This window comes from Streptomyces sp. NPDC046308, assembly GCF_055588065.1.
In genome coordinates this window covers 242517-266748 of the sequence record NZ_JBVJFB010000003.1, presented here as the reverse complement: position 1 = coordinate 266748, position 24232 = coordinate 242517, and the positions used below count along the sequence as shown (strand labels likewise).

20 protein-coding genes are annotated in these 24232 nt (G+C 72.6%); 17 read left to right on the top strand and 3 right to left on the bottom strand.

All coding sequences use genetic code 11. The annotated features are described in order from the left end of the window. The first annotated feature begins 4 nt into the window (after nt 1-4). The 7 genes from ACZ6JT_RS15040 (at nt 5) to ACZ6JT_RS15010 (ending at nt 8242) form a co-directional block, all read left to right on the top strand. A complete protein-coding gene (locus ACZ6JT_RS15040) occupies nt 5-1756 on the top strand; it encodes an ABC transporter substrate-binding protein (protein WP_469209989.1) in 1752 nt (583 codons plus the stop codon). 141 nt (nt 1757-1897) lie between these two features. Beyond that, complete coding sequence (locus ACZ6JT_RS15035) at nt 1898-2905, top strand: ABC transporter permease (RefSeq protein ID WP_365469963.1); 1008 nt, start codon at nt 1898-1900, stop codon at nt 2903-2905. A 65-nt stretch (nt 2906-2970) separates the two neighbouring features. Continuing rightward, nucleotides 2971-4056, top strand: coding sequence for an ABC transporter ATP-binding protein (locus ACZ6JT_RS15030; protein WP_469210700.1), 1086 nt, complete (start codon nt 2971-2973; stop codon nt 4054-4056). Next, on the top strand, nt 4053-5159 hold the full coding sequence (locus tag ACZ6JT_RS15025) for an ABC transporter ATP-binding protein (RefSeq protein ID WP_469209987.1): 1107 nt from the start codon (nt 4053-4055) through the stop codon (nt 5157-5159). Before ACZ6JT_RS15030 ends, ACZ6JT_RS15025 begins: the two co-directional genes overlap by 4 nt. A gap of 212 nt (nt 5160-5371) precedes the next feature. Beyond that, nucleotides 5372-6028, top strand: coding sequence for a trimeric intracellular cation channel family protein (locus ACZ6JT_RS15020; RefSeq protein WP_469209985.1), 657 nt, complete (start codon nt 5372-5374; stop codon nt 6026-6028). Between the two features lie 47 nt (nt 6029-6075). Then, entirely contained in the window at nt 6076-6930 is an 855-nt protein-coding gene (locus ACZ6JT_RS15015; protein ID WP_469209983.1) for a thioesterase family protein, read from the top strand. A 148-nt stretch (nt 6931-7078) separates the two neighbouring features. Continuing rightward, nucleotides 7079-8242 carry a cysteine desulfurase family protein gene (locus ACZ6JT_RS15010; protein ID WP_376619046.1) on the top strand — a complete coding sequence of 388 codons (1164 nt, stop codon included), beginning with the start codon at nt 7079-7081 and terminating at the stop codon, nt 8240-8242. On the opposite strand, the gene ACZ6JT_RS15005 is transcribed toward ACZ6JT_RS15010, so the two are convergent. After that, on the bottom strand, nt 8235-8912 hold the full coding sequence (locus tag ACZ6JT_RS15005) for an N-acetylmuramoyl-L-alanine amidase (protein ID WP_469209981.1): 678 nt from the start codon (nt 8910-8912) through the stop codon (nt 8235-8237). The two genes, ACZ6JT_RS15010 and ACZ6JT_RS15005, sit on opposite strands and share 8 nt — an antisense overlap. A 69-nt stretch (nt 8913-8981) precedes the next feature. On the opposite strand from ACZ6JT_RS15005, the gene mnmA reads away from it, so the two are divergent. Further along, on the top strand, nt 8982-10115 hold the full coding sequence (gene mnmA, locus ACZ6JT_RS15000; protein ID WP_469209979.1) for a tRNA 2-thiouridine(34) synthase MnmA: 1134 nt from the start codon (nt 8982-8984) through the stop codon (nt 10113-10115). 85 nt (nt 10116-10200) lie between these two features. Here mnmA and ACZ6JT_RS14995 read toward each other — a convergent pair whose 3' ends face one another. Further along, nucleotides 10201-10974 carry a PE-PPE domain-containing protein gene (locus ACZ6JT_RS14995; protein WP_469209978.1) on the bottom strand — a complete coding sequence of 258 codons (774 nt, stop codon included), beginning with the start codon at nt 10972-10974 and terminating at the stop codon, nt 10201-10203. A gap of 199 nt (nt 10975-11173) precedes the next feature. Between ACZ6JT_RS14995 and ACZ6JT_RS14990 the strand changes: the two genes are divergently transcribed. Then, nucleotides 11174-13657 carry a helix-turn-helix transcriptional regulator gene (locus tag ACZ6JT_RS14990; protein ID WP_469209977.1) on the top strand — a complete coding sequence of 828 codons (2484 nt, stop codon included), beginning with the start codon at nt 11174-11176 and terminating at the stop codon, nt 13655-13657. Nucleotides 13658-13689: 32 nt separating this feature from the next. Here the strand turns inward: ACZ6JT_RS14990 and ACZ6JT_RS14985 are convergent, their stop codons facing one another. After that, nucleotides 13690-14613, bottom strand: a complete 924-nt coding sequence (locus tag ACZ6JT_RS14985) for an NADP-dependent oxidoreductase (RefSeq protein ID WP_469209975.1) — start codon at nt 14611-14613, stop codon at nt 13690-13692. Nucleotides 14614-14750: 137 nt separating this feature from the next. On the opposite strand from ACZ6JT_RS14985, the gene ACZ6JT_RS14980 reads away from it, so the two are divergent. From ACZ6JT_RS14980 to gatC, 8 genes are all read left to right on the top strand, one after another. Continuing rightward, nucleotides 14751-15767: a GlxA family transcriptional regulator gene (locus tag ACZ6JT_RS14980; RefSeq protein WP_469210699.1), complete on the top strand. Its 1017-nt coding sequence runs from the start codon at nt 14751-14753 to the stop codon at nt 15765-15767. A gap of 89 nt (nt 15768-15856) precedes the next feature. After that, nucleotides 15857-16201: a DUF1330 domain-containing protein gene (locus ACZ6JT_RS14975; protein WP_469209974.1), complete on the top strand. Its 345-nt coding sequence runs from the start codon at nt 15857-15859 to the stop codon at nt 16199-16201. 2 nt (nt 16202-16203) lie between these two features. After that, nucleotides 16204-17151, top strand: a complete 948-nt coding sequence (locus ACZ6JT_RS14970) for a hypothetical protein (RefSeq protein ID WP_469209972.1) — start codon at nt 16204-16206, stop codon at nt 17149-17151. Nucleotides 17152-17200: 49 nt separating this feature from the next. Then, nucleotides 17201-17890: an SDR family oxidoreductase gene (locus ACZ6JT_RS14965; RefSeq protein ID WP_469209970.1), complete on the top strand. Its 690-nt coding sequence runs from the start codon at nt 17201-17203 to the stop codon at nt 17888-17890. Further along, nucleotides 17887-18870: a methionine synthase gene (locus tag ACZ6JT_RS14960; RefSeq protein WP_469209968.1), complete on the top strand. Its 984-nt coding sequence runs from the start codon at nt 17887-17889 to the stop codon at nt 18868-18870. The genes ACZ6JT_RS14965 and ACZ6JT_RS14960 overlap by 4 nt, the downstream gene beginning before the upstream one ends. Nucleotides 18871-18900: 30 nt before the next feature. Next, a complete protein-coding gene (gene ligA / locus ACZ6JT_RS14955; RefSeq protein ID WP_469209967.1) occupies nt 18901-21102 on the top strand; it encodes an NAD-dependent DNA ligase LigA in 2202 nt (733 codons plus the stop codon). A 407-nt stretch (nt 21103-21509) separates the two neighbouring features. Beyond that, nucleotides 21510-23690, top strand: a complete 2181-nt coding sequence (locus ACZ6JT_RS14950; RefSeq protein WP_469209965.1) for a putative bifunctional diguanylate cyclase/phosphodiesterase — start codon at nt 21510-21512, stop codon at nt 23688-23690. Nucleotides 23691-23931: 241 nt separating this feature from the next. Continuing rightward, a complete protein-coding gene (gatC, locus tag ACZ6JT_RS14945; protein ID WP_030030671.1) occupies nt 23932-24228 on the top strand; it encodes an Asp-tRNA(Asn)/Glu-tRNA(Gln) amidotransferase subunit GatC in 297 nt (98 codons plus the stop codon). Nucleotides 24229-24232: the final 4 nt, after the last annotated feature.

Below are 24232 nucleotides of genomic sequence, written 5' to 3'. Positions count from 1 at the left end.
CACCATGAAAAGCAGGTCGAGATCAGCTGCGGTGCTCGTGGCCGCCATCAGCATCGCCATGGGCGCCTCCGCGTGCAGCGGCGGGGACAAGACGGGTGAGGGCGACGGCAAGGGTGCTGCCGCCAACGCCGCCGTCACGGGTGTCGTCAACGCCTCGGACAAGAAGGGCGGGACGCTCGTCTACGAGGCGTCCGACACCCCCGACTCGTTCGACCCGGGCAACACGTACTACGGCTTCGTCTTCAACTTCAGCCGCCTGTACGCGCGTCCGCTGACCACCTTCGCGCCCGCCCCGGGCGCCGAGGGCAACAAGGTCGTGCCGGACCTCGCCGAGTCCCTGGGCGTGGCGAGCGACGGCGGCGCCACCTGGACGTACAAGCTCCGCAAGGGCGTGAAGTACAGCGACGGCACCGAGGTCACCTCGAAGGACGTCAAGTACGGCGTCGAGCGGAGCAACTTCGCCCGTGACGTCCACTCCAACGGCCCGAGCTACCTGGCCCAGTACCTCAAGGACAACGAGCCGAAGTACGAAGGCCCGTACAAGGACAAGAGCGACGAGGGTCTGAAGTCCATCGAGACCCCGGACGACCACACCATCGTCTTCAAGCTCAAGCAGCCCTTCGCGGAGTTCGACTACCTCCTGGCCAACCCGCAGTCGGCCCCGGTGCCGAAGGCCAAGGACGACGGCGCGGACTACGTCAAGCACATCGTCTCCTCCGGCTCGTACATGTTCGAGAGCTACGAGCAGGACAAGCAGGCCGTCCTGGTCCGCAACCCCAACTGGGACGCCGGCAACGACCCGCTCCGCAAGCAGCTGCCGGACAAGATCATCGTCAAGCTGAAGGTCAACCAGGAGACGATCGACTCCAACCTGAAGGCCGGCAACTCCCACATCGACATCGTGGGCAACGGCGTCGCCCAGCAGACCCAGTCGGAGCTGCTGAGCTCGAAGGACCCGAACACCGACAACGCGCAGGGCGGTCGCCTGGTCTACATGGCGATCAACACCAAGGTGGCGCCCTTCGACAAGCCGGAGTGCCGCAAGGCCGTCCAGTACGCGGTCGACAAGGTCTCGGTGCAGACCGCCTTCGGCGGACCGGTCCGCGGCGCCATCGCCAGCACGGTGCTGCCGACCGACATCCCGGGCCACGTGGACTTCGACACCTACAAGACCCCGGACAACAAGGGCGACGAGGCGAAGTCCAAGGAGCTGCTGACCGCCTGCGGCCAGCCGAACGGCTTCGAGACCACCATCACGGCCCGCAACGACCGTGCCGGTGAGGTCGACATGGCCACCGCGATCCAGGCCTCGCTGAAGAAGGTCGGGATCACCGTCAAGATCCAGCAGTACCCGGCCGGCAAGTACTTCAGTGACTACGCGGGTGTCCCGAAGTTCACCGAGGACAACAAGATCGGCCTCATGATGATGCAGTGGGGTGCCGACTGGCCGACCGGCTTCGGTTTCCTCCAGCAGGTGGTCCACGGTGACGCGATCGGCAAGACGGGCAACACCAACCTGTCGCAGCTGAACAACCCCGAGATCAACAAGATGCTCAACGACAACATCGCCAACACCGACCCCGCCGCGCGGGAGAAGGTCTACGGCGACATCGACAAGAAGGTCATGGACGAGGCGGTCATCGTGCCGCTGACCTACTTCAAGGTGCTGCACTACCGCTCGCCGAAGATCACCAACGCGGTGTCGAACCCGGCCTGGAGCGGCCAGTACGACTACCTCAACGTCGGCCTGAAGTAAGTCCGAACCCCGTAAGGCCCGACCTTTCAGCCCGATCTGCCAGAACCGTGGAAGGCAGGTGAAGGCAGCAGTGCACGCCGGCTCGTGCGGCTCCCCCGACTGGGGGGCCGTACGGGCCGGCGGACGCCGAAGCCGACCCTCGTGTTTGTGTACATCGTCCGGCGGATGATCGCCGCGGTGGCCCTGCTGCTCGTCGTCAGCGCGATCACCTTTGCGATTTTCTTCCTGCTGCCCAGGCTGGCCGGCGGAACCGTCGACTCGCTCGCCACCCAGTACATCGGCAAGAACCCCTCGCCCGAGTCGATCGCCGCGGTCAAGCAGAACCTCGGCCTCGACCAGCCCCTGCACCACCAGTTCTGGGAGTTCCTGAAGGGGATATTCGTCGGCCGCGAGTTCAACTTCGGCCCGCAGCCCTCCCAGTGCCACGCGCCCTGCCTCGGCTACTCCTTCAAGGACCACGTCGAGGTCTGGCCCCAGATGCTGGAGCGCCTGCCGGTCACGGCCTCCCTCGCCTTCGGCGCGGCCGTCGTCTGGCTGGTCACCGGCGTGACCACCGGCGTCATCTCCGCCCTGCGCCCCGGGTCGCTCTTCGACCGCGTGGCCATGGGCGTGGCGCTCGCCGGCGTCTCGCTGCCCATGTTCTTCACCGGCGTCCTGTCGCTGGCGCTGTTCGTCTTCAACTGGCCGATCTTCACCAACGTGTACGTCGACTTCTCCGACGACCCGGCCGGCTGGTTCCAGGCGCTCGTCCTGCCCTGGTGCACCCTCGCCTTCCTCTACTCGGCGCTCTACGCCCGCCTCACCCGGGCCGGGATGCTGGAGACGATGAGCGAGGACTACATCCGGACCGCCCGTGCCAAGGGCCTGCGGGAGCGCGTGGTGGTGACCCGGCACGGACTCAGGTCCGCCCTGACGCCGATCATCACCATCTTCGGCATGGACTTCGGGCTCCTCCTCGGCGGCGCCATCGTCACCGAGACCGTCTTCTCGTACCACGGGGTCGGCGAGTACGCCTACCAGGCGATCGCGGTCAACGACCTTCCGAAGATCCTCGGCGTGACCCTGTTCGCCGCGTTCTTCATCGTGTTGTGCAACCTGCTGGTCGACCTCGTCTACGCCATCATCGACCCGAGGGTGAGGCTGTCGTGACCGACCCGACGAAGCCCGTCAGCGGTGCCGGCAAGGGCACCGAAACCAGCACCGAAACCAGCACCGTGGCCGGCACCGACACCGGTACCGCGACCGCGACGGCACCCGGCGCGCCCGGGGCCTTCCTCGACGTCCGCGACCTGCGGGTCCACTTCCCCACGGACGACGGCCTGGTGAAGTCGGTCGACGGACTCTCCTTCCAGCTGGAGAAGGGCAAGACCCTCGGCATCGTGGGCGAGTCGGGCTCCGGCAAGTCCGTCACCTCGCTGGCCCTCATGGGCCTGCACCGCGTCGGCAACGGCGGCCGGTCCAGCGCCTCCCTCTCGGGCGAGGTCTGGCTGGACGGCAAGGAGCTGCTCGCCGCCGACCCGGAGGAGGTGCGCAAGCTGCGCGGCCGGGAGATGGCGATGATCTTCCAGGACCCGCTCAGCGCGATGCACCCCTACTACACGATCGGCTCCCAGATCGTGGAGGCCTACCGGGTCCACCACGACGTGAGCAAGAAGGTCGCGCGCGCCCGGGCCGTCGAGATGCTGGACCGCGTCGGCATCCCCGAGCCCGACAAGCGGGTGGACAACTACCCGCACGAGTTCTCGGGCGGCATGCGCCAGCGCGCCATGATCGCGATGGCGCTGGTGAACAACCCCGAGCTGCTCATCGCGGACGAGCCGACGACCGCCCTCGACGTCACCGTCCAGGCGCAGATCCTCGACCTCATCCGGGACCTCCAGAAGGAGTTCGGCTCCGCGGTCATCATGATCACCCACGACCTCGGCGTGGTCGCGGAGATGGCCGACGACATCCTCGTGATGTACGGCGGGCGGTGCGTGGAGCGCGGTTCCGCCGAGAAGGTCTTCTACGAACCCCGCCACCCGTACACCTGGGGCCTGCTCGGTTCGATGCCCCGCATCGACCGCGACCAGACCGAGCGGCTCATTCCGGTCAAGGGCTCGCCGCCCAGCCTGATCAACATCCCCAGCGGCTGTGCCTTCAATCCGCGCTGCCCCTACGCCGACGTGCCCAAGGACGGGATCACCCGCACCCAGCGGCCCGAGCTGACCGAGGACGGGCACAAGCACTGGTCCGCCTGCCACATGCCGACGGAACAGCGGACCCGGATCTGGACCGAAGAGATTGCGCCGAAGCTGTGACCGAGGACAAGAAGAAGACGGACGCCCCCGGTGTCCCCGCGCAGCGGGCGGAGGAGCCCGGCCCGCTGCTCAAGGTGTCCGGGCTGACCAAGCACTTCCCCATCCACAAGGGGCTGTTGCGCCGGCAGTCCGGCGCGGTCCAGGCCGTCGACGGCCTCGACTTCGAGGTGCGGCGCGGTGAGACCCTCGGGGTGGTGGGCGAGTCCGGTTGCGGCAAGTCCACGATGGGCCGGCTGATCACCCGGCTCCTGGAGCCCACGGGCGGGACCATCGAGTTCGAGGGCAAGGACATCACCCACCTCGGGGCCTCGGCCATGCGGCCGCTGCGCCGCGACATCCAGATGATCTTCCAGGACCCGTACGGCTCGCTGAACCCGCGGCACACGGTCGGCACGATCGTCAGCGCCCCCTTCAAGCTGCAGGGCGTGCAGCCGGAGGGCGGGCTCAAGGCGGAGGTCCAGCGGCTGCTGTCGCTGGTGGGCCTCAACCCGGAGCACTACAACCGCTACCCGCACGAGTTCTCCGGCGGCCAGCGCCAGCGCATCGGCATCGCCCGCGCCCTGGCCCTGAACCCGAAGCTGGTCGTCGCGGACGAGCCGGTCTCGGCGCTGGACGTGTCGATCCAGGCCCAGGTGGTCAACCTGCTGGACGACCTCCAGGAGGAGCTCGGCCTCACCTACGTGATCATCGCGCACGACCTGTCGGTGATCCGGCACGTGTCCGACCGCATCGCCGTGATGTACCTCGGCAAGCTCGTGGAACTGGCCGACCGGACCGCGCTCTACGAGAGCCCGATGCACCCGTACACCAAGGCGCTGCTGTCGGCCGTGCCCGTGCCGGACCCGCGCCGCCGGGGCGCGAAGAGCGGGCGCATCCTGCTCAAGGGCGACGTGCCCTCGCCGATCTCGCCGCCGAGCGGGTGCCGCTTCCACACGCGGTGCTGGAAGGCCACGCAGGTCTGCACGACGCAGGAACCGCCGCTGCTGACGCTGAAGACGGGCCACCAGGTGGCCTGCCACCACCCGGAGAACGCCCCCGACCAGGCCCCGGGCGACAAGCCCCTGCCCGGCGCGGCGGACGCGGTGGTGAAGACGACGGAGTAACCGGGCCGGCGGAGCCGGACGACCCGGCTCCGCCTGGCACTCCCGGCTCCGCCGCGCCATCCGGCCCCGCCGCCGTATGAGGCGTGGGGGTCCCCCCGGACGGAGTCGGGGGGAGGGTCCGGGGCGGAGCCCCAGGTCTTCGAGCCGCAGGGGCCGGCGGCCCGCACCCGGCCCCGTCACCCCGGCGGGAGGCGAGGGGCGACAATGACCCGGTGCTCCACGATCTCTTCCCGCCCGGGGTCCAGCATGCGCTGGACCTCGCCGGCATCTTCGTCTTCGCCACCGCCGGCGCCCTGCTCGCCGTCCGCAAGAACTTCGACGTCTTCGGCATCGCCGTCCTCGCCCTGGTCACGGCCCTCGGCGGCGGCCTCTTCCGCGACCTCGTCATCGGCGCGGTCCCGCCGGCCGCCTTCGGCGAGCTCAGCTTCTTCGTCACGCCGCTGATCGCCGCCGCGCTCGTCTTCTTCCTGCACCCCGAGGTCCAGCGGATCAACCGGGCCATCAACGTGTTCGACGCCGCCGGCCTCGCGCTGTTCTGCGTGACGGGCACGACCAAGGCCTACGAGTACGGCCTCGGCCTCACCGCGTCCGCCGCGCTCGGCCTGGCCACCGCCGTCGGCGGGGGCGTCCTGCGCGACGTACTCGTCAACGAGGTGCCCTCGCTGCTGCGCGACCGCGAGATGTACGCCGTGCCCGCCACCGTCGGCGCCGCGATGGTCGCCGTCTCCATCGCCCTGGACGCGCTCAACGCGGTGACCACCGGCCTGGCGATCGTCACCACGTTCGTCCTGCGGCTCCTCGCCATGCGCTACCACTGGCGGGCACCGCTGGCCTGGAACCGTCGCTCTTCGGTGGCCGAAGAGCCGTAACAAGAGAAAGCTACCGCTTAGTAGCAAGCCGGTGTACCGTCGTTTTCATGTCACACGCAGCTGCCAAGGCATCCATCGGCGACAGTGAGTTCGACCGCGACACCAGCATCACCGCACGCGCGGACGAGCCCGGGGTGTACGACGCGGAACTCTCCCCCGGGTGGACGATCATCGCCGCCGTCAACGGCGGCTACCTGCTGGCCCTGGTCGGCCGGGCCCTCTCCGCGGCCCTCCCGCACCCGGACCCCTTCACCGTCTCCGCGCACTACCTGACCTCCTCCGTGCCCGGCCCCGCCGTCATCCGCACGCAGGTGGTCCGCGTCGGCCGCACCCTCTCCACCGGTCAGGCCTCGCTGTTCCAGTTCGACGAGAACGGCGCCGAGGTCGAGCGCATCCGCGTCCTCGCCTCCTACGGCGACCTCGCGGCCCTCCCGGACGACGTCCGCACGGTCGCCGAGCCGCCCGCCATGCCCGCCTACGAGGACTGCGTCGGCCCCGAGGCCGGCCCGGCCCCGATCCCCGGCAGCTCCGCCATCGTGGACCGGCTCCGGCTCCGGCTGGACCCGGCCACCGCGGGCTGGGCCGTCGGCGCCCCCTCGGGCAAGGGCGAGATGCGGGCCTGGTTCGAGCTGGCCGACGGCCGCGACGCCGACCCGCTGTCCATGCTCCTCGCGGTGGACGCGCTGCCGCCGACCGCCTTCGACCTCGGCCTGGTGGCCTGGACCCCGACCGTGGAACTCACCACGCACGTCCGCCGCCGCCCGGCCCCCGGCCCGCTCCGGGTCGCCATCACCACCCGCAACCTGGCCGGCGGCTTCCTGGAGGAGGACGCCGAGGTCTGGGACTCGACCGACCACCTGGTGGCCCAGTCCCGCCAACTGGCCCGCGCGCTCCGTTCCTGAACGCGCCGACCCGGCCCGGCCGCACCACCGCGGCCCCGCCGGCGTCCGAGGCGATGGGCCCCGGACGGGGTCCGGGGCGCAGCCCCGGGAGGCGGCCGGGGTCCCGCCGGGCGGACCGGCACCGGCGGGCTCGTAGAATCGGGGGATCATGGCCTACCTCGACCACGCCGCCACCACCCCGATGCTGCCGGAGGCCGCCGCGGCGATGACCGCGCAGTTCGCCGCCACGGGGAACGCCTCCTCCCTCCACGCCGCCGGCCGCCGGGCCCGCCGTACCGTCGAGGAGGCCCGCGAGGCCTTCGCCGAGGCGGTCGGCGCCCGCCCCAGCGAGGTGGTCTTCACCGCCGGCGGCACCGAGGCCGACAACCTCGCCGTCAAGGGCCTCTACTGGGCCCGCCGCGACGCCGACCCGGGCCGGACCCGGGTCCTGGCCAGCCCCGTCGAGCACCACGCCGTGCTCGACGCCGTCCACTGGCTCGCCGAGCACGAGGGCGCCCGCGTCGAGTACCTGCCCGTGGACCGCTACGGCCGCGTGCACCCCGACGCCTTCCGGGAGGCCGTCGAGCGCGACCCCGACGACGTGGCCCTGGCCACCGTCATGTGGGCCAACAACGAGATCGGCACCGTCATGCCGGTCCGCGAACTGGCCGCCGTCGCCCGCGAGCACGGGATCCCGCTGCACTCCGACGCCGTCCAGGCCTTCGGGCAGCTCGACGTCCACTTCGCCGACAGCGGCCTCGCCGCGATGACCGTCAGCGGCCACAAGGTCGGCGGCCCCTACGGCATCGGCGCGCTGCTCCTCGGCCGCGACCAGACCCCCGTACCCGTCCTGCACGGCGGCGGCCAGGAACGGCACGTCCGCTCCGGCACCCTCGACGTGCCGGCCATCGCCGCCTTCGCGGTGGCCGCGGTCCTCGCCGCCGAGCGGCGGGAGCGGTTCGCCACCGAGATCGGCGCCCTGCGCGACGAGCTGGTCGCCGCCGTCCGCGCGGCCGTGCCCGACGCCGTCCTCGGCGGAGACCCCGACGGGCGGCTTCCGGCCAACGCCCACTTCAGCTTCCCCGGCTGCGAGGGCGACTCCCTGCTGCTCCTGCTCGACGCCCAGGGCATCGAGTGCTCCACCGGCTCCGCCTGCACCGCCGGCGTGGCCCAGCCGAGCCACGTCCTGCTGGCCACCGGCACCGACCCGCAGCTGGCCCGCGGCACCCTGCGCTTCTCCCTCGGCCACACCTCCACCAAGGAGGACGTGGCCGCCGTGGCCGCGGCGATCGGCCCGGCGGTGGAACGCGCCCGCACGGCGGGCCTCAGCTAGCCCCCGCGGGGCCCGCCGCGAGGGCTTCCCGGACGAGGCGCAGGTAGCGGTCCCAGTCCCAGTGGGGGCCCGGGTCCGTGTGGTCGGCGCCCGGGACCTCGGAGTGCCCGACGAGGTGGGTGCGGTCCACCGGTATGCCGTACCGGCGGCAGACGTCGGCCGCCAGCCGGGCCGAGGCCGCGTACATCGCGTCCGTGAAGTCCTGCGGGCGGTCGACGAAGCCGACGTGCTCGATGCCGATGCTGCGCTCGTTCATCCTGCGGTTCGCCGCGTGGAAGGCCACGTCCATCTCGCGCACCAGCTGCTCCACGTGGCCGTCGCCGCGCACCATGTAGTGCGCCGACGCCCGGTGGAACGGGTTCTTGAAGGCCTGCACCGAGCCCTCGAAGCTGCCCTGGGTGACATGGACGACGATCCGGTCCACCCGGTAGTCGTCGGGCCGGTCCGCCATCCGCCAGTTCGCCGGCGAGGCCGAGGTCCAGCTCGCGCCCGCGTGGTCGATCTCGCCCTCCGTGCGCGGCTTGGCCACGCCCGGTATCAGCCACCAGGCCCGGCCGATCTCGTCGCGGCCGGCGACCGCCGCCGCCGCGAACACCCCGAGCCCGCCGAACAGCACCGCCCGGCGGGTCCGCTTCCGCGGTTTCGGTCTTTTGTTCCCGAGCTCGGTCATGTGATCCACCCCCCGTACCCGATAACGCGCTGTGACCCCGGCCGGTTCCCCCGTACCCTGGAAGGCGCTATGACTGAGAACCTGCCGCGCACCGCCCGCCCCCTCCGCGTCCTGGCCGCCATGTCCGGCGGCGTGGACTCCGCCGTCGCCGCCGCCCGCGCGGTCGAAGCCGGGCACGACGTGACCGGTGTCCACCTCGCGCTCTCCGCGAACCCGCAGTCCTTCCGGACCGGCGCCCGCGGCTGCTGCACCATCGAGGACTCCCGCGACGCCCGCCGCGCCGCCGACGTCATCGGCATCCCGTTCTACGTCTGGGACCTGGCCGAGCGCTTCCGCGAGGACGTCGTCGAGGACTTCGTCTCCGAGTACGAGGCCGGGCGCACCCCCAACCCCTGCCTGCGCTGCAACGAGAAGATCAAGTTCGCGGCGCTGCTCGACAAGGCCCTCGCCCTCGGCTTCGACGCCGTCTGCACCGGCCACTACGCCACCGTTGTGCTGAACGAGGACGGTTCCCGCGAGCTGCACCGCGCCAGCGACATGGCCAAGGACCAGTCGTACGTCCTCGGCGTCCTCGACGAGAAGCAGCTCGCCCACGCGCTCTTCCCGCTCGGCGACACCCTCACCACCAAGGACGAGATCCGCGCCGAGGCCGAGCGCCGGGGCCTGGCCGTCGCGAAGAAGCCCGACAGCCACGACATCTGCTTCATCGCCGACGGCGACACCCAGGGCTTCCTCGCCGACCGCCTCGGCAAGGCCGAGGGCGACATCGTCGACGAGGCGACCGGTGAGAAGGTCGGCACCCACGAAGGTGCCTTCGGCTTCACCATCGGCCAGCGCAAGGGCCTGCGCATCGGCCACCCCGCCCCCGACGGCAAGCCGCGCTACGTCCTCGACATCTCCCCGGTGAACAACACCGTCACCGTCGGCCCGGTCGAGGCCCTCGACGTCACCGCCCTCACCGCGATCCGCCCCCGCTGGTGCGGAGCCGTGGCCGCCGCCCCGGGCACGTACACCGCCCAGCTGCGCGCCCACGGCGGCGAGACCGAGGTCTTCGCCGAGGTCGTCGACGGCGAGCTGCGCGTCTCCTTCACCGAGCCGGTCCGCGGTGTGGCCCCCGGCCAGGCGATCGTGCTCTACGACGGCACCCGGGTGGTCGGCTCCGCCACCATCGCGACCACGACGCGGGCCACCGCCGCCGTCTGACCGCCCCCGTCTGACCGCCGCCGTTCACGGCAGGACGCCGCGGCCCCCCCCGTGCGGGCCGCGGCGTCGTGCCGTCCGGGCGGAATCAGGCCGCCGGGTACCAGACGGTGCCGCGGCCGCCGTGCTGGTTGAGGGTGGTGGCGATGATCTCGCCCTCCCGGAAGTAGCGCGGGTGCTGCTGCAGGAAGCCGGGGAAGGAGTTCAGGGACGTCGCGTCACAGACCCCGTCGGTCTGGATGCAGTGCCGCTGGACGGGGACGCCCGGGAAGTCCTCCGGCCCGGTGCCGGGGGAGTAGGCCACGAAGGGGACGAGGACCCCCTCCGGGACCAGGCGCCAGAAACCGGTTCCCGGCTGCATCGGGTCGGAGTAGAGCATGCCGTCGACCCGCTCGCGCGGCACCTCGGTGCCGTTGTCGGCGATCGTCTGGAGCAGCAGGTCGGCGACCCAGGCGCCCTGGGAGTAGCCGGCGACCGTGAAGGTCGCGGTCGGGTCGGCCCGGTAGGCCTCCTCCAGGGCGGCCTTGGCGTTCCAGTAGCCCTGGTTCACGCTGTCGCCGAAGCTGGGCGCGAAGGGGGCCGGCTGCTCGTTGTGGCTCCCGACGAAGGGTCCGCCGCTGGCCACGTAGCAGACCGGTACCGCGATGCCCCCCTTCAGATCCCTGTTCGCGGCGTCGAAGCTCGTGGTGCATCCGGGCGCCTCCGCGGCCGCGCCGGTGCCGCCGATCTCGATGTAGTAGTGGTTCGCCGGGGCGGCGTGCGCGCTGGTGGGTGCGACGACGGCGCCGGCGAGCAATAAGACCGTCGACGCGACGACGGACTTGAGGCGGCGGCTGAGCCTGTTCGGCTTCGTGGTGGACATACGGGTCAACTCCCCTGGGTCGAGGCGGCGCCGCGTCGGGTGCGGCGACAGGCACTCATCGTGGTGTTCGTGCTGGTCGGCGGACCATGCCCGCAACCGGCCATATGTGGCCGGTCGGTGGTGCCCCGTGGTTTGACCGGGATTCCGCAGGACATCGGACACAGGTGGCAGGAGTGTCGTCGGGGGAAAGGGCCTACAAGTGAGCAGCCGGTTCGGTGCGTTGCTCCGCGGGTTGCGGCACGAGGCGGGGATGACGCAGGAGCAGTTGGCCGAGCGGTCCCGGCTCGGGGTCCGGACCATCCACCGGCTGGAGACCGGCAAACCCACCGACGCCCGGATGGGAACGGTGAAGCAGGTCGCGCACGCACTGGCCGACGAGCTGCGACGCGACCGGGACGAGCTCTGGACGGACCTGCTGGCCGCCCACCGGGGCAACGCGGCCGCCTCTGCCGGGCAGGCCGGGGAGGAGGGCGTGCGCGAGCCGCCGTCGCCCGCCGGCGCTCCGGCTCCGCCCCCCGCGCCCGCCTCCGTACCGGCTCCCGTACCGGCCCTGCCGGGGCGCCCCGGCACGCTGGCGACGCCCCGGGGCGCCCTGGCCGCGGTCGCCGAGGCGCTCGCGCACGACGTCTACGGCCGCTGCATCCGCGAGGAGGAGCAGCGCCGCGTCCACGACCCCTTCCCACTGCCCGTGCGCTGGCGCTCCGCACCCGCCGAACTGCTCGACCACCGGGCCAACATCAGCGGCACTCCCCCCGGGGCCTCCGAGGCGCCCGGAGCGCCCGGAACCGCCGACGGACGGCCCTCCCTCGACGGCGGCCTGACCGACATCGCCGACGTCTACCGGCGCGTCCGGTCCGGCCGGCTGGTGGTGCTCGGCCGGGCCGGCTCCGGCAAGACCGTCCTCGTCCTGCGGTTCGTCCTCGACCACCTGGCGGCCCGCACCCCCGGCGAGCCCGTGCCCGTGGTCTTCAGCATGGGAGCGTGGGACCCGACCGGCACCACCCTGCGCGACTGGCTGATCGCCCGGCTGCTGCGCGACCACCCGAACCTCGACGCGAGCGCACCCGGCGGCTCCACCCTCGCCGCCGCCCTCGTGGACGCCGGATGGATCCTGCCGGTGCTGGACGGGTTCGACGAGATGGCCACCGGGCTGCTCGGCGTCGCCCTGCGCGAACTCAACACCAGCGCGCTGCCGCTGCTCCTGACCAGCCGCACCGAGCAGTTCGCCGAGGCCGTCGGAGTCGAGGTGCTCCGCCGCACCGCGGGCATCGAGCTGCTGGACCTGGACGCCGACGACCTGGTCCACTACCTGCCCCGCACCGCGCGCCCCATCCCACCAGCCGACCGCGACGGCCGGGCCGCCACCGGCTGGGACCCGGTGCTGGAGCGGCTGCGCACCGATCCGGACGGCGCCCCCGGCGCCCGCCTCGCGGCCGTCCTCCGCACCCCGCTGATGGTCCTGCTCGCCCGGACCGTCTACAGCGACACCCCGGCCCAGGACCCGGCCGTCCTGCTGGACTCCGCCCGCTTCCCGACCCCGGAGGCCATCGAGGAGCACCTGCTGGCCGGATTCGTGCCGAGCGTCTACGGATCACCGCCCCCCACGGCCGCCCCGGGCGCACGCCGCGCGCGCGGCACCCGGGCCTGGAACCCGCAGCGCGCCCGGCACTACCTGGGCCACCTCGCCGGGCACCTGGACCGGCCCGGGCGGCGGGGCGGCCAGGACCTGGCCTGGTGGCAGCTGCGCGAGTCACTGCCGCTCGCCCCGCGGATCCTGGCCGTCGTCCTCGCCTGCTCCCTGGTCACCGCGGTCGCCGACTGGCTGGTCTTCCCCGCCAGGAACCTGCTGGCGGGCCGCGGCGCCGCCTTCGCGCTCGGGTCGGGCCTGCTGGACGCGCTGCTGTTCGGCCCCGCCGTCGGTCTCGCCTTCGGGCTGGTCCACGCACTCGTGGCCGTGCTCGGGATCCGGGCGTTCGAGCCGTCCCGGGTGCGGATCCGGCTGCCGGGCCGTCGCCGGACGTCCGCCGGACCGTCCGCCCGCCGCGTCGCCGCCCTCGTACCGGCCGGACTGCTGGGCGGATGCGTCATGGGGCTCGGGTGCGGGCTCGCCTACACCGTCGGCGCGCAGCTGACGTACGGCGGGGTGCTGGCCAATCCGGCGGTGCTGGAGGCGACGGCCGTCAACTGCCTGATGTACGGGCTCACGTTCGCCCTGGCGGGAGGACTCGTCCTCGGGCTCGTCGCCACCCTGGAGACCCCCATCGACCTCGGCCGCGCCGCCACCCCGACCGACCTGCTGGCCGTCAACCGCAGCATCGTGGTGCGCCAGGCCCTCTTCCTCGCGCCCATGCTCACCGTGGTGATCGCCTTCGGCGGCCGGCTCATGACCGAGCTGCTCCAGGGCGTCGTCGGCCCCTTGACCTGGCCGATGGCCGACGGGCTCGCGCTCGGCGCCGTGGGCGGGGTGGCCGGAGCGCTCTCCTACGCCCTGGCGTTCACGGCCTGGGGCCAGTGGGTGCTGCTGGCCCGCGTCTGGCTGCCGCTGACCGGGCGCCTCCCCTGGGCGACCGTGGCCTTCCTGGAGGACGCCTACCGGCGCGGCGTGCTGCGCCAGGTCGGCGCCGTCTACCAGTTCCGCCACGCCCGGCTCCAGCGCCACCTGCGCGGACGGCCCGCCCCCTAGGGGGCGGGCCGTCCCGCCGCAGACCGGGCCGCTCAGGCGACGGTCAGGACGATCTTGCCGGTGGTGCGGCCCTGCTCGCCGATCTCGTGGGCCCGCGCCGCCTGCTCCAGCGGCAGCACCGTGTCGACCAGCGGCTTCAGCAGCCCCTGCTCGACGAGGGCCGCGATCTCCCGCAGGCCGCCCAGGTCCGGCTCGACCAGGACCCAGGAGGCGTGCACGCCCTGCGGGTCGGCCGGGAGGGAGTCGGGGCCGGGCAGCGTCACCAGGTGGCCGCCGGTCTTGAGGACCTTCAGCGAGCGCTGCGTGTACTCCCCGCCGACGGCGTCGATCACGACGTCCACGTCGGAGACGGCGTCCTCGAAGTCGGTGGTGCGGTAGTCGATCACCTCGTCGGCGCCCAGCTCGCGCAGCAGCGCGTGCTTGCCCTCGCTCGCGGTGCCGATCACGTACGCGCCGCGGGCCTTGGCGATCTGCACCGCCAGGTGGCCCACACCGCCGGCCGCCGCGTGCACCAGGACCCGCTGACCGGCGCTCACCCCGGCCGTGTCCACCAGGGCCTGCCAGGCGGTCAGCGCCGCCAGCGGCAGGGCCGCGGCCTGTACGTGGTCCAGGGTGGCCGGCTTCGCGGCGAAGTGCCGGGCCGGAGCGGTCACGTACTGGGCGTAGCCGCCCGCCTGCCGCGGGAAGTGCGGCATGCCGTACACCTCGTCGCCGGGGGCGTGGACGGTCACGCCGGGGCCGACCGCCTCGACGGTGCCGGAGACGTCCCAGCCCACGATCGGGTGCTCGCCCCAGGCGATGAGCGCCCCGCTGTCCCGGGTCTTCCAGTCGACGGGGTTGACGCCGGCCGCGTGGACGCGGACCAGGACCTCGCCCAGACCGGGCTCGGGCCGGTCGATCTCCCGCTCGACCAGGTTCTCCGGGCCGCCCCACTCGTTCACGACGATCGCGCGCATGTCTGTCCGCCTCGTTCCATCCGTTTTTGCGTCGGTTCCGGGCCGTTTCCCGGCGACGTGTCCCAGATTCGGGCACGGCACCCCGCGACGGTGTTGGCCGTTTGGCCACTATGTGACAGGATCTGGCCATGAGCGAGATGCGGGAGCACACCGAGCACACGGCCCGCCCCGGGAGCGGCGCGGACGGGCGGCACCTGGTCGCCGTGCTCGCCCTGCCGGGCTTCCCCCCGTTCGAGCTGGGCATTCCCTCGCGGGTCTTCGGCAGCGCCGTGGGCGAGGACGGTGAAGCCCTCTACGAGGTCGTCGTCTGCACCGCCGACGGCGCCCCCGTGCTCAGCGACTCCGGCTTCACCCTCCAGCCCGCCGCCGGACCCGAAGCCCTCGCCGCCGCCGACACCGTGATCGTCCCGCCCACCCACGCCATGCCGGAGCTGGCCCTCGGCGGACCGCTGCCCCCCGCCGTCGCCGGCGCCATCGCCGCGATCCGCCCCGGCACCCGCCTGGTGTCGATCTGCACCGGCTCCTACGTGCTCGCCGCCGCCGGCCTCCTCGACGACCGGCCCGCGACCACCCACTGGAACCTCGCCCAGGAGTTCCGCCGCGCCTACCCGAGGGTCCGCATCGACGAGGACGTCCTCTTCGTCGACGACGGCGACGTGCTGACCTCGGCCGGCGTCTCCGCGGGAGTCGACCTGTGCCTGCACATGATCCGCAGCGACCACGGCGTCGCCGTCACCAACCGCGCCGCGCGCATGTGCGTCGTCCCGCCGTGGCGCGACGGCGGACAGGCCCAGTTCATCGACCGCCCCGTCCCCGAACCCTCGGTCGCCAGCACCACCGCCACCCGGGCCTGGGCCCTGGAGCGCCTCGCCGAACCGGTCACCCTCGCCGAACTGGCCGCGCACGCCCGGATGAGCCTGCGCACCTTCACCCGCCGGTTCCGCGACGAGGTCGGCATGACCCCGGTGCAGTGGCTCACCGCCCAACGGCTCGAACTGGCCCGCCACCTGCTGGAGTCCAGCGACCTGCCCGTCGACCTGGTCGCCCACCGGGCCGGCTTCGGCTCCGCCAACTCCCTGCGCCAGCACATGCGCTCGACGCTCGGCGTCTCCCCGATCGCCTACCGGCGCACCTTCCAGCCCGCCTCGGCATGACCTGCGGGGTAATCGCCGCCAGTGCCGCGCGCTGACAGGATCGGATCAACGGGCCCGGACCGACGGGCCGGTCCACAGGGGAGCAGACCATGACCGCGTACGCCATCGCCCACATCCGCCCCGAGACCGTGAACGAGGACATCCTCGAGTACATCGAGCGGATCCAGTCGACCATGGACCCCTTCGAGGGCCGCTTCCTCGTGCACGGCAAGGAGGTCGAGGTGGTGGAGGGCCCCTTCCCCGGCACCGTCGTCGTGATCGGCTTCCCCGACATCGAGCGGGCGCGCGCCTGGTACGCCTCCGACGCCTACCGGGCCATCCTCCCGCTGCGCACCCGCCACATGACGGGCGAGGTCGTCCTGGTCGAGGGGGTCCCGGCCGACTACGACGCCTCCAAGACGGCGGCCCGCCTGCGCGCGGAAGCCGGGCTCTGACGATGGGCAACCGGGCCGTCTTCGTCCTCTCGGGCCCCCTGGGTCACACCCGCCACCGTTCCTCCTTCGGAGCCGTGGACCTGGCACTCGACCTCCTCGGCGGACCGGAGGCGGCGCTGCCTTTCCTGCGCGACCACGCCGTCGAGGAGGGCTGGTACCCCGACGGCATCGTCGAGGCGGGCGTCCTCGCCGACCCGGCCCGCAGGCTCCTCCTGCTCTTCGCACAGGAGGGGCCGACCGCCTCCCCGCGCACCCGGGCCGCCGCCCTGGAACTGCTGCGGGGGACCTGGCCCGGGTGGGAGGTGCGCTGGCTGTACGACGGCCAGCGCGGGCTGCGCGCCCACCTCGGCCCCGGTCCGGCAGACGAGGAACCCGCCGCCGTGTACCCCGGCCCGGCGCTGGAGCCGGGCGACGAGGAGATCACCGACCCCGACCCGATGGTGGCCGTGGTGACCACCGGGGACGGGCGCTGCCACGTCCTGGCCGACATCGAGGACCATCCGGTCGAGGAGGGACCCGCCCTGCTGGACCGGCTCCGCGACGCCCCGGACCACGGGAGCCACCGGCTGGGCGCGGAGGCCGGGATCCACGTGGACCCGGAGCGGCGCCACGTCGGCTGGTGGCTGAACACCGCCAGGGTCCGTCCGGTGGTGGCGCGCTGGCCCGGCTGGACCGTGGAGTTCTGGGAGGACCGCTGGCAGGAGCACCGGCGGGCCTCCGGCGGCCGCTTCGACCCGCCCGTACCGGACCGCGCCGCCGCGCTGGCCGCCGTACGGGACGAGGCCCTGGAGCGGTGGGCCGGGCCACGGGGCGACGTGCGGGACCGGCTCGTCACGACGCTCCCGCACGCCGTGATCGGCCAGGGCTTCGCTGCCGCCGTCACGGCGGAGCAGGCGGCCGCCGCGCGCGCCGCCGTGGAACGGGCCTACGCGGCGGCCGTCGGCACCTGACCTCGGCCTTCGGGCACCGAGCACGCCCGGGGGTGCGAGCATGGGCGGTATGGCTACTCACATGATCACCGGTGCCGGATCCGGCATCGGCGCCGCCGTCGCGGCCCGCCTGCACGCCCGTGGCGACGACCTCGTCCTCCTCGCCCGCGACGCCGCCCGCGGCAAGCAGCTCGTCGAGCGCTACCCCGGCGCGCGCGTCCTCGTGGGCGACCTCGCCGACCCCGACCGCCTCTCGTGGGCCTTCTCCAAGCAGCCGATCCCCGAGCGGATCGACTCCCTGCTGCACATCGCCGGGATCGTGGACCTCGGACCGGTCGGCGAGCTGCGCCCCAAGACCTGGCACCAGCAGCTCAACGTCAACCTGATCGCGCCCGCCGAGGTCACCCGGCTGCTCCTGCCCACCCTGCGCGCCTCCAAGGCCACCGTCGTCTTCGTGAACTCCGGCGCCGGCCTGACCGCCCACGCCGACTGGAGCGCGTACGCCGCCTCCAAGCACGGGCTGAAGGCCCTCGCCGACTCGCTGCGCGCGGAGGAGAAGGCCAACGGGATCCGCGTCACCTCCGTCTACCCGGGGCGGACCGCCAGCCCCATGCAGGCCAAGGTGCACTCCCAGGAGGGCAAGGAGTACGACCCCGCCGCCTGGATCGACCCCGAGTCGGTGGCGACCACCGTCGTCATGGCCGTCGACCTGCCGCGCGACGCCGAGGTCAACGACCTGAGCGTCAGGCCGGGCCGGTGACCGCGAGCGCCACCGGCGTCGGTTCGCTGCCCGGCGGCGACGCCCGCGAGGCCGCCAAGACCGTCACCGGGTCCTTCGAGGAGTTCCCGTACCTCCCCGAGCTGCCCGCCCGCGGGCCCGGCGCCGACATGATCGGCCGGTCCCTCGGACTGCTCGTCGACATGTACGCGCACGTCGAGCCCAGCGGCTGGCGGATCAGCGACCGCCCCGGACGGGACTCGAAGCGGGCCCGGTCCTGGCTCGGGGAGGACCTCGACGCCCTGGAGGAGTTCACCCAGGGCTACACCGGGAAGCTCAAGGTCCAGGCGGTCGGCCCGTGGACGCTGGCCGCAGCCCTGGAACTGCACGGCGGCGAGGCGATGCTCCAGGACCCGGGGGCCTGCCGGGACCTGGCCGGATCGCTGGCCGAGGGGCTGCGCGACCACCTGGCCGACGTGCGCAAGCGGGTCCCCGGCGCCGACGTCGTGCTGCAGTTCGACGAGCCGTCCCTGACGGCGGTGCTGCTCGGCCGGGTCCGCTCCGCGAGCGGCTACCGCACCTACCGCGCCGTCGACCGGCAGGTCGTCGAGGGCACGCTGCGGGAGCTCTTCGCCGTGCACGACGGGGACGTGATCGTGCACTCCTGCGCGCCCGAGGTCCCCTTCGGCCTGCTCCGCCGGGCCGGGGCCGCGGGCGTGTCGTTCGATTTCTCGCTGCTCACCGAGCGCGAGGACGACGCCATCGGCGAGGCCGTCGAGGGCGGTGCGAAACTCTTCGCCGGAGTGGTGCCGGGCACGGACGGCCCGTTGTCGGACCCTGCCGGTAGCGTCATGGGTGTCAGGAAGCTTTGGCGCAGGCTGGGGCTGGCCCCGGGGACTCTCGCGGAGTCCGTCGTGGTCACTCCTTCGTGCGGTCTGGCGGGCGCCTCGCCCGCCTACGCCCGCGCGGTGCAGGCGCACTGCGTCAGGGCGGCGAGGTCGCTCGCCGACAACCCTGAGTGACGGTCGAGACGGGGCACGGGAGGACACGGCATGGCAGCCGAACAGCAGGACACGGCAGTACCGGCGGCGGTGCGCGAGCAGCACCAGCTGCTCGCCGAGCAGATCGAGGAGCACCGCTTCCGGTACTACGTGAACGACCAGCCGGTCGTCAGCGACGCCGAGTTCGACAAGCTGCTGCGCTCCCTGGAGGCGCTGGAGGAGCAGTACACGGAGCTGCGCACGCCCGACTCGCCCACCCAGAAGGTGGCCGGGGCGTACGAGACGGACTTCGCCTCCGTCGAGCACCGGGAGCGCATGCTCTCCCTCGACAACGCCTTCGACGACGAGGAACTGTCCGCCTGGGCCGATCGGGTGGCCCGGGACGTGAACACCTCGGACTACCACTACCTGTGCGAGCTCAAGGTGGACGGCCTCGCGGTCAACCTCACCTACGAGAACGGCCGGCTCACCCGTGCCGCCACCCGCGGCGACGGCCGCACCGGTGAGGACATCACGCCCAACGTCCGCACCATCGCCGAGATCCCGGATCGCCTCAAGGGCGACCGGATCCCGGCCCTCGTCGAGATCCGCGGCGAGGTCTACTTCCCGATGGAGAAGTTCGAGGAGCTCAACGCCCGGCTCGTGGAGGCGGAGGGCAAGCCCTTCGCGAACCCTCGCAACGCGGCGGCCGGTTCGCTGCGGCAGAAGGACCCGAAGGTCACCGCGAGCCGCCCGCTGCACATGGTCGTGCACGGCATCGGCGCCCGCGAGGGCTTCGACATCGAGCGCCAGTCGCAGGCGTACGAGCTGTTGCGCGAGTGGGGCCTGCCCACCGCCCGGCACAACAAGGTGGTCGCCTCCCTCGCCGAGGTCCGCGCGTTCATCGCGGACTTCGGCGAGAACCGGCACTCCGTGGAGCACGAGATCGACGGCGTCGTCGTCAAGCTCGACGAGATCGCCCTCCAGGGACGGCTCGGCTCCACGGCGCGCGCCCCGCGCTGGGCCATCGCCTGGAAGTACGCCCCCGAAGAGGTCAACACCAAGCTGATCGACATCAAGGTCGGCGTCGGCCGCACCGGGCGCGTCACCCCGTACGCGCAGGTGGAGCCGGTCACGGTGGCGGGCTCGGAGGTCGAGTTCGCCACCCTGCACAACCAGGAGGTCGTCAAGGCCAAGGGCGTGCTCATCGGGGACACGGTCGTGCTGCGCAAGGCGGGCGACGTCATCCCCGAGATCCTGGGGCCGGTGGTGGACCTGCGGGACGGCAGCGAGCGGGAGTTCGTGATGCCCACCGAGTGCCCCGCGTGCGGGACGGCGCTGCGGCCCATGAAGGAGGGGGACATCGACGTCCGGTGCCCCAACGCCCAGACCTGCCCGGCCCAGTTGCGCGAGCGGCTGTTCTACCTGGCCGGCCGGCAGTCCCTGGACATCGAGAACTTCGGCATGGTGGCCGCGGCCGCGCTGACCGCCCCGCTGGAGCCGGCGCAGCCGCCCCTGCTCGACGAGGGCGACCTCTTCGGACTGACCATCGAGCAGCTGCTGCCCATCAAGGCGTACGTCCTCGACCCGGACAGCGGCCTGCCCAAGCGGGACCCGAAGACCGGCGAGGAGAAGATCGTCACGGTCTTCGCCAACCAGAAGGGCGAGCCGAAGAAGAACGCCCTGGCCATGCTGGAGAACATCGCCGCGGCCAAGGAGCGCCCGCTCGCCCGCATCATCAACGGCCTGTCGATCCGTCACGTCGGCCCGGTCGCGGCGCAGGCCCTCGCCCGCGAGTTCCGTTCGATCGAGCGCATCGAGCAGGCCACCGAGGAGGAGCTGACCGCCACCGAGGGCGTCGGCGCGATCATCGCAGCCTCCCTCAAGGAGTGGTTCGCCGTCGACTGGCACCAGGAGATCCTGCGCAAGTGGCGGGAGGCCGGGGTGCGGATGGAGGAGGAAGGTTCCGCCGAGGAGGAGGGGCCCCGCCCGCTGGAGGGGCTGACCGTCGTCGTCACCGGCACTTTGCAGAGCCACACGCGGGACGGTGCGAAGGAGGCCCTGCAGAGCCGCGGCGCCAAGGTCACCGGCTCCGTGTCGAAGAAGACCTCGTTCGTCGTCGTCGGCGACAACCCGGGCTCCAAGTACGACAAGGCCGTGCAGTTGAAGCTGTCCATCCTCGACGACGCCGGTTTCGCCGTGCTGCTGGAGCAGGGCCCGGACGCGGCGCGGGAGGCCGCGCTCCCGGTGGACGGCGAGGGCGAAGGGGAGTAGTACCGGGCAGTACCGGGAAGTACCCCAGAGGGGGAATCGCCGAGGGGAGTAGCGAAGGCGAACGGATGCGTGGCGTGCGGCCGTACGGGCGGGCGTACGCCAGGCGCGGCGGCCGGTGGTAAACGGCTGGTACAAGGCTGGTCGCAGGGCGGTGACCTGTCGGATCATCGGATGGGTGACGTGGGGGTCCTGGTCCAAACTCACCCGTTCGGCGGATACCGTACTGATGAGGATGGCTGGGCCGCATTCGGGCAACCACTGCCGACCGCTGCCCCTGGGAGCCTCGCGCGTCCTACTGTTGAGGGGTGCGCCCGTCGTGCACGGCTGCAGGATGCGATCCGGCCGTGGTGGCATGACATCGGGGCCATCGCGTGACATCGGCATCGCCGGCTGTGAGAGGTACGGGCATGAAACCCACCGAAAGCGCCGACCCGTCACCTGAATTCGGCGGGGAACTCCCGTCCATGCGGGCGGGCAGGCTCGGTGTCCTGGGAGCCAGGACACCGGAGACCCGACCGCTCGACACCGACGCGGGCGGACAGGAACGGCGCGGCGTGCTGCCCTTCCTGGTCGTGGGCCTCTCGGTCGTGGTCCTCGGCGCCGGCATCGTGTCCGCCCTGAGCGGCCGTCACGCACTGTTCCCCGGCGGCACGGTCGGCTGGGCGCTGGCCCTGCTCACCGGCATCATCGTCGGCCACCTGGTCGCCCTGGGCCGGGACCGCTGGTGGGGCGGCACCGGATCCGGCGCCGCGCTCACCCTCGGCGTGCTCCTCCTCTACGGGTGGGTGCCCGCGGGCCTGGTCTCGCTGGCCGTGGTCTCCCTGGTCGGAGCCGCCCGCCGGCACCGATGGCGGCAGGGGCTGCTGCACGGCTCCGTGGACATCCTCGGCATCGGCGCCGGGGCCCTCGTGCTCGCCGCCTTCGGAGTGAAACCCTCCGTCGAGACCCCCTGGCTGCCCACCACCTGGGAGTTGGAGGCGGTCCCCGAGGTGGTCCTCGTCGCCGTCGCCTACCTGCTCGTCACCCGGGTCCTGCTCTGGATCGCGCTCGCCCCGCGCGGCGGCGGCCTGCCCACCGTCGCCCGCACCGCCCTGCTCCGACAGGCCTTAGTCGCGGTCGCGCTGCTCGGCATCGCCCCCCTGATCTGCGTCGTCGCGGTCACCCAGCCCGTCCTGCTGCCGCTGTTCGCCGTACCGCTGATCGCGCTGGACTCCACCCTGTGGATCGCCCGGGCGCGCGCCGAGGAACAGCTGCGGGACCCGCTGACCGGCCTCCCGAACCGGCAGTGGCTGCTGGAGCGCGCCTGGTCCGCCCTGGACGAGGCTGAACGTTTGGGCACCCGGGCAGCTCTTGTGCTGATCGACCTGGACCGCTTCCGGGCGGTCAACGACACCCTCGGCCACCTCGCGGGCGACCGCCTGCTGCTCCAGATCGCCGACCGGCTGCGCCAGGCCCTGCCCGAGGAAGCCGAGGCGGCCCGGCTCGGCGGTGACGAGTTCGCCGTGCTGCTCCCCGTCACCGACTCCACCACGAGCGCCCAGCGCGTCGCCCGCCACCTGGTCGCCGAGCTCAGCTCCCCGCTCGACCTGGACGGCCTCACCCTCGTCCTGGAGGCCAGCGCCGGCCTCGCCGTCTTCCCCGACCACGCCCTGGACGCGGAGGGGCTGCTGCGGCGCGCGGACGTGGCGATGTACCAGGCCAAGCGCGACAGGACGGGCGTGGAGGTGTACGAGTCCAAGCGGGACAGCAACACCCCCGACCGCCTGGGCCTCCTCGGCGACCTCCGCAGAGCCCTGGACGCCGGCGAAGTGGAACTCCACTACCAGCCGAAGGTCCGCTTCGACGGCCAGGTGGCCGGGCTCGAAGCCCTGGTCCGCTGGGTCCACCCGGAACGCGGACGGGTGTCCCCCGACGAGTTCATCGCGATCGCCGAGACCTCCGGGCTGATGCCCCACCTCACGGAGTACGTCCTGGAGACGGCCCTCGCCCAGGTGGCACGGTGGCGGGCCCAGGGACTGAAGGTCCCGGTGGCCGTCAACGTATCGCCCCGCGACGTCCACACCCCGGGCTTCGCGGGTGCGGTGGCCGCGCGACTGGCCCGCCACGGGGTCCCGGCGAGCGGGCTCCAGCTGGAGATAACGGAACACGTCCTGCTGGAGGACCCCCAGCGGGCAGCCGACACCATGGCCGGGCTCACCGGCCACGGCGTCAAGATGTCCCTGGACGACTTCGGCACCGGCTACTCCTCGCTGGTCCACCTGCGGCGGCTGCCGGTCAGCGAGCTGAAGATCGACCGCTCCTTCGTGGGCCGGCTGGCCGTCGACGCGCAGGACGCGGAGATCGTCCGCTGCACCGTGGACCTCGCGCACTCGCTCGGCCTGCTCGTCGTCGCCGAGGGCGTGGAGGACGACGAGACCTGGGAGCGCCTGCGGGACCTGGGCTGCGACGCGGTGCAGGGGTGGCTGGTCGCCGCCGCGATGCCGCCGCAGGAGGCCACCGCCTGGCTGCTGGCCCGCGGCGAACGCGGCTGGCGCCGCCCGGCCGACATCTCGGCCGAACTGGCCGCGGCCGAGGCCGACGCGGTCTGACCGCCGCCGGCTCGGCCGGGTGCGGCGCCGCTGCCGGGGGCCCTGCCCCCGGACCCCCGCGCCTCAAACGCCGGCGGGGCTGGAACTGGCCGGCGATTGAGGCGCGGGTCCGGGCACGCTCGGAAGGCTCCGCGCGGCGACCCCACGGCGGCCCGGGCCAAACCGTTTCGCAGGCCGGGCGCCCGGCCCCATAGGATTGGGTCCGAAACCAAACATCCACCCACCCCCAGAGGATCGCTGCATGCCTGGCATTACGCGCGAGGAGGTCGTCCACCTCGCTCGGCTGGCGCGCCTTGAGCTGTCCAGCAACGAGCTGGATCACTTCGCCGGACAGCTCGACGACATCATCGGCGCGGTCGCCCGCGTTTCCGAGGTCGCCGACCAAGACGTCCCGCCGACCTCCCACCCGCTGCCGCTGACGAACGTCATGCGCGCGGACGAGGTCCGTCCGTCGCTCACCCCCGAGCAGGCGCTCTCCGGTGCTCCCGCCCAGGAGCAGCAGCGTTTCAAGGTGCCGCAGATCCTGGGGGAGGACTAACAGC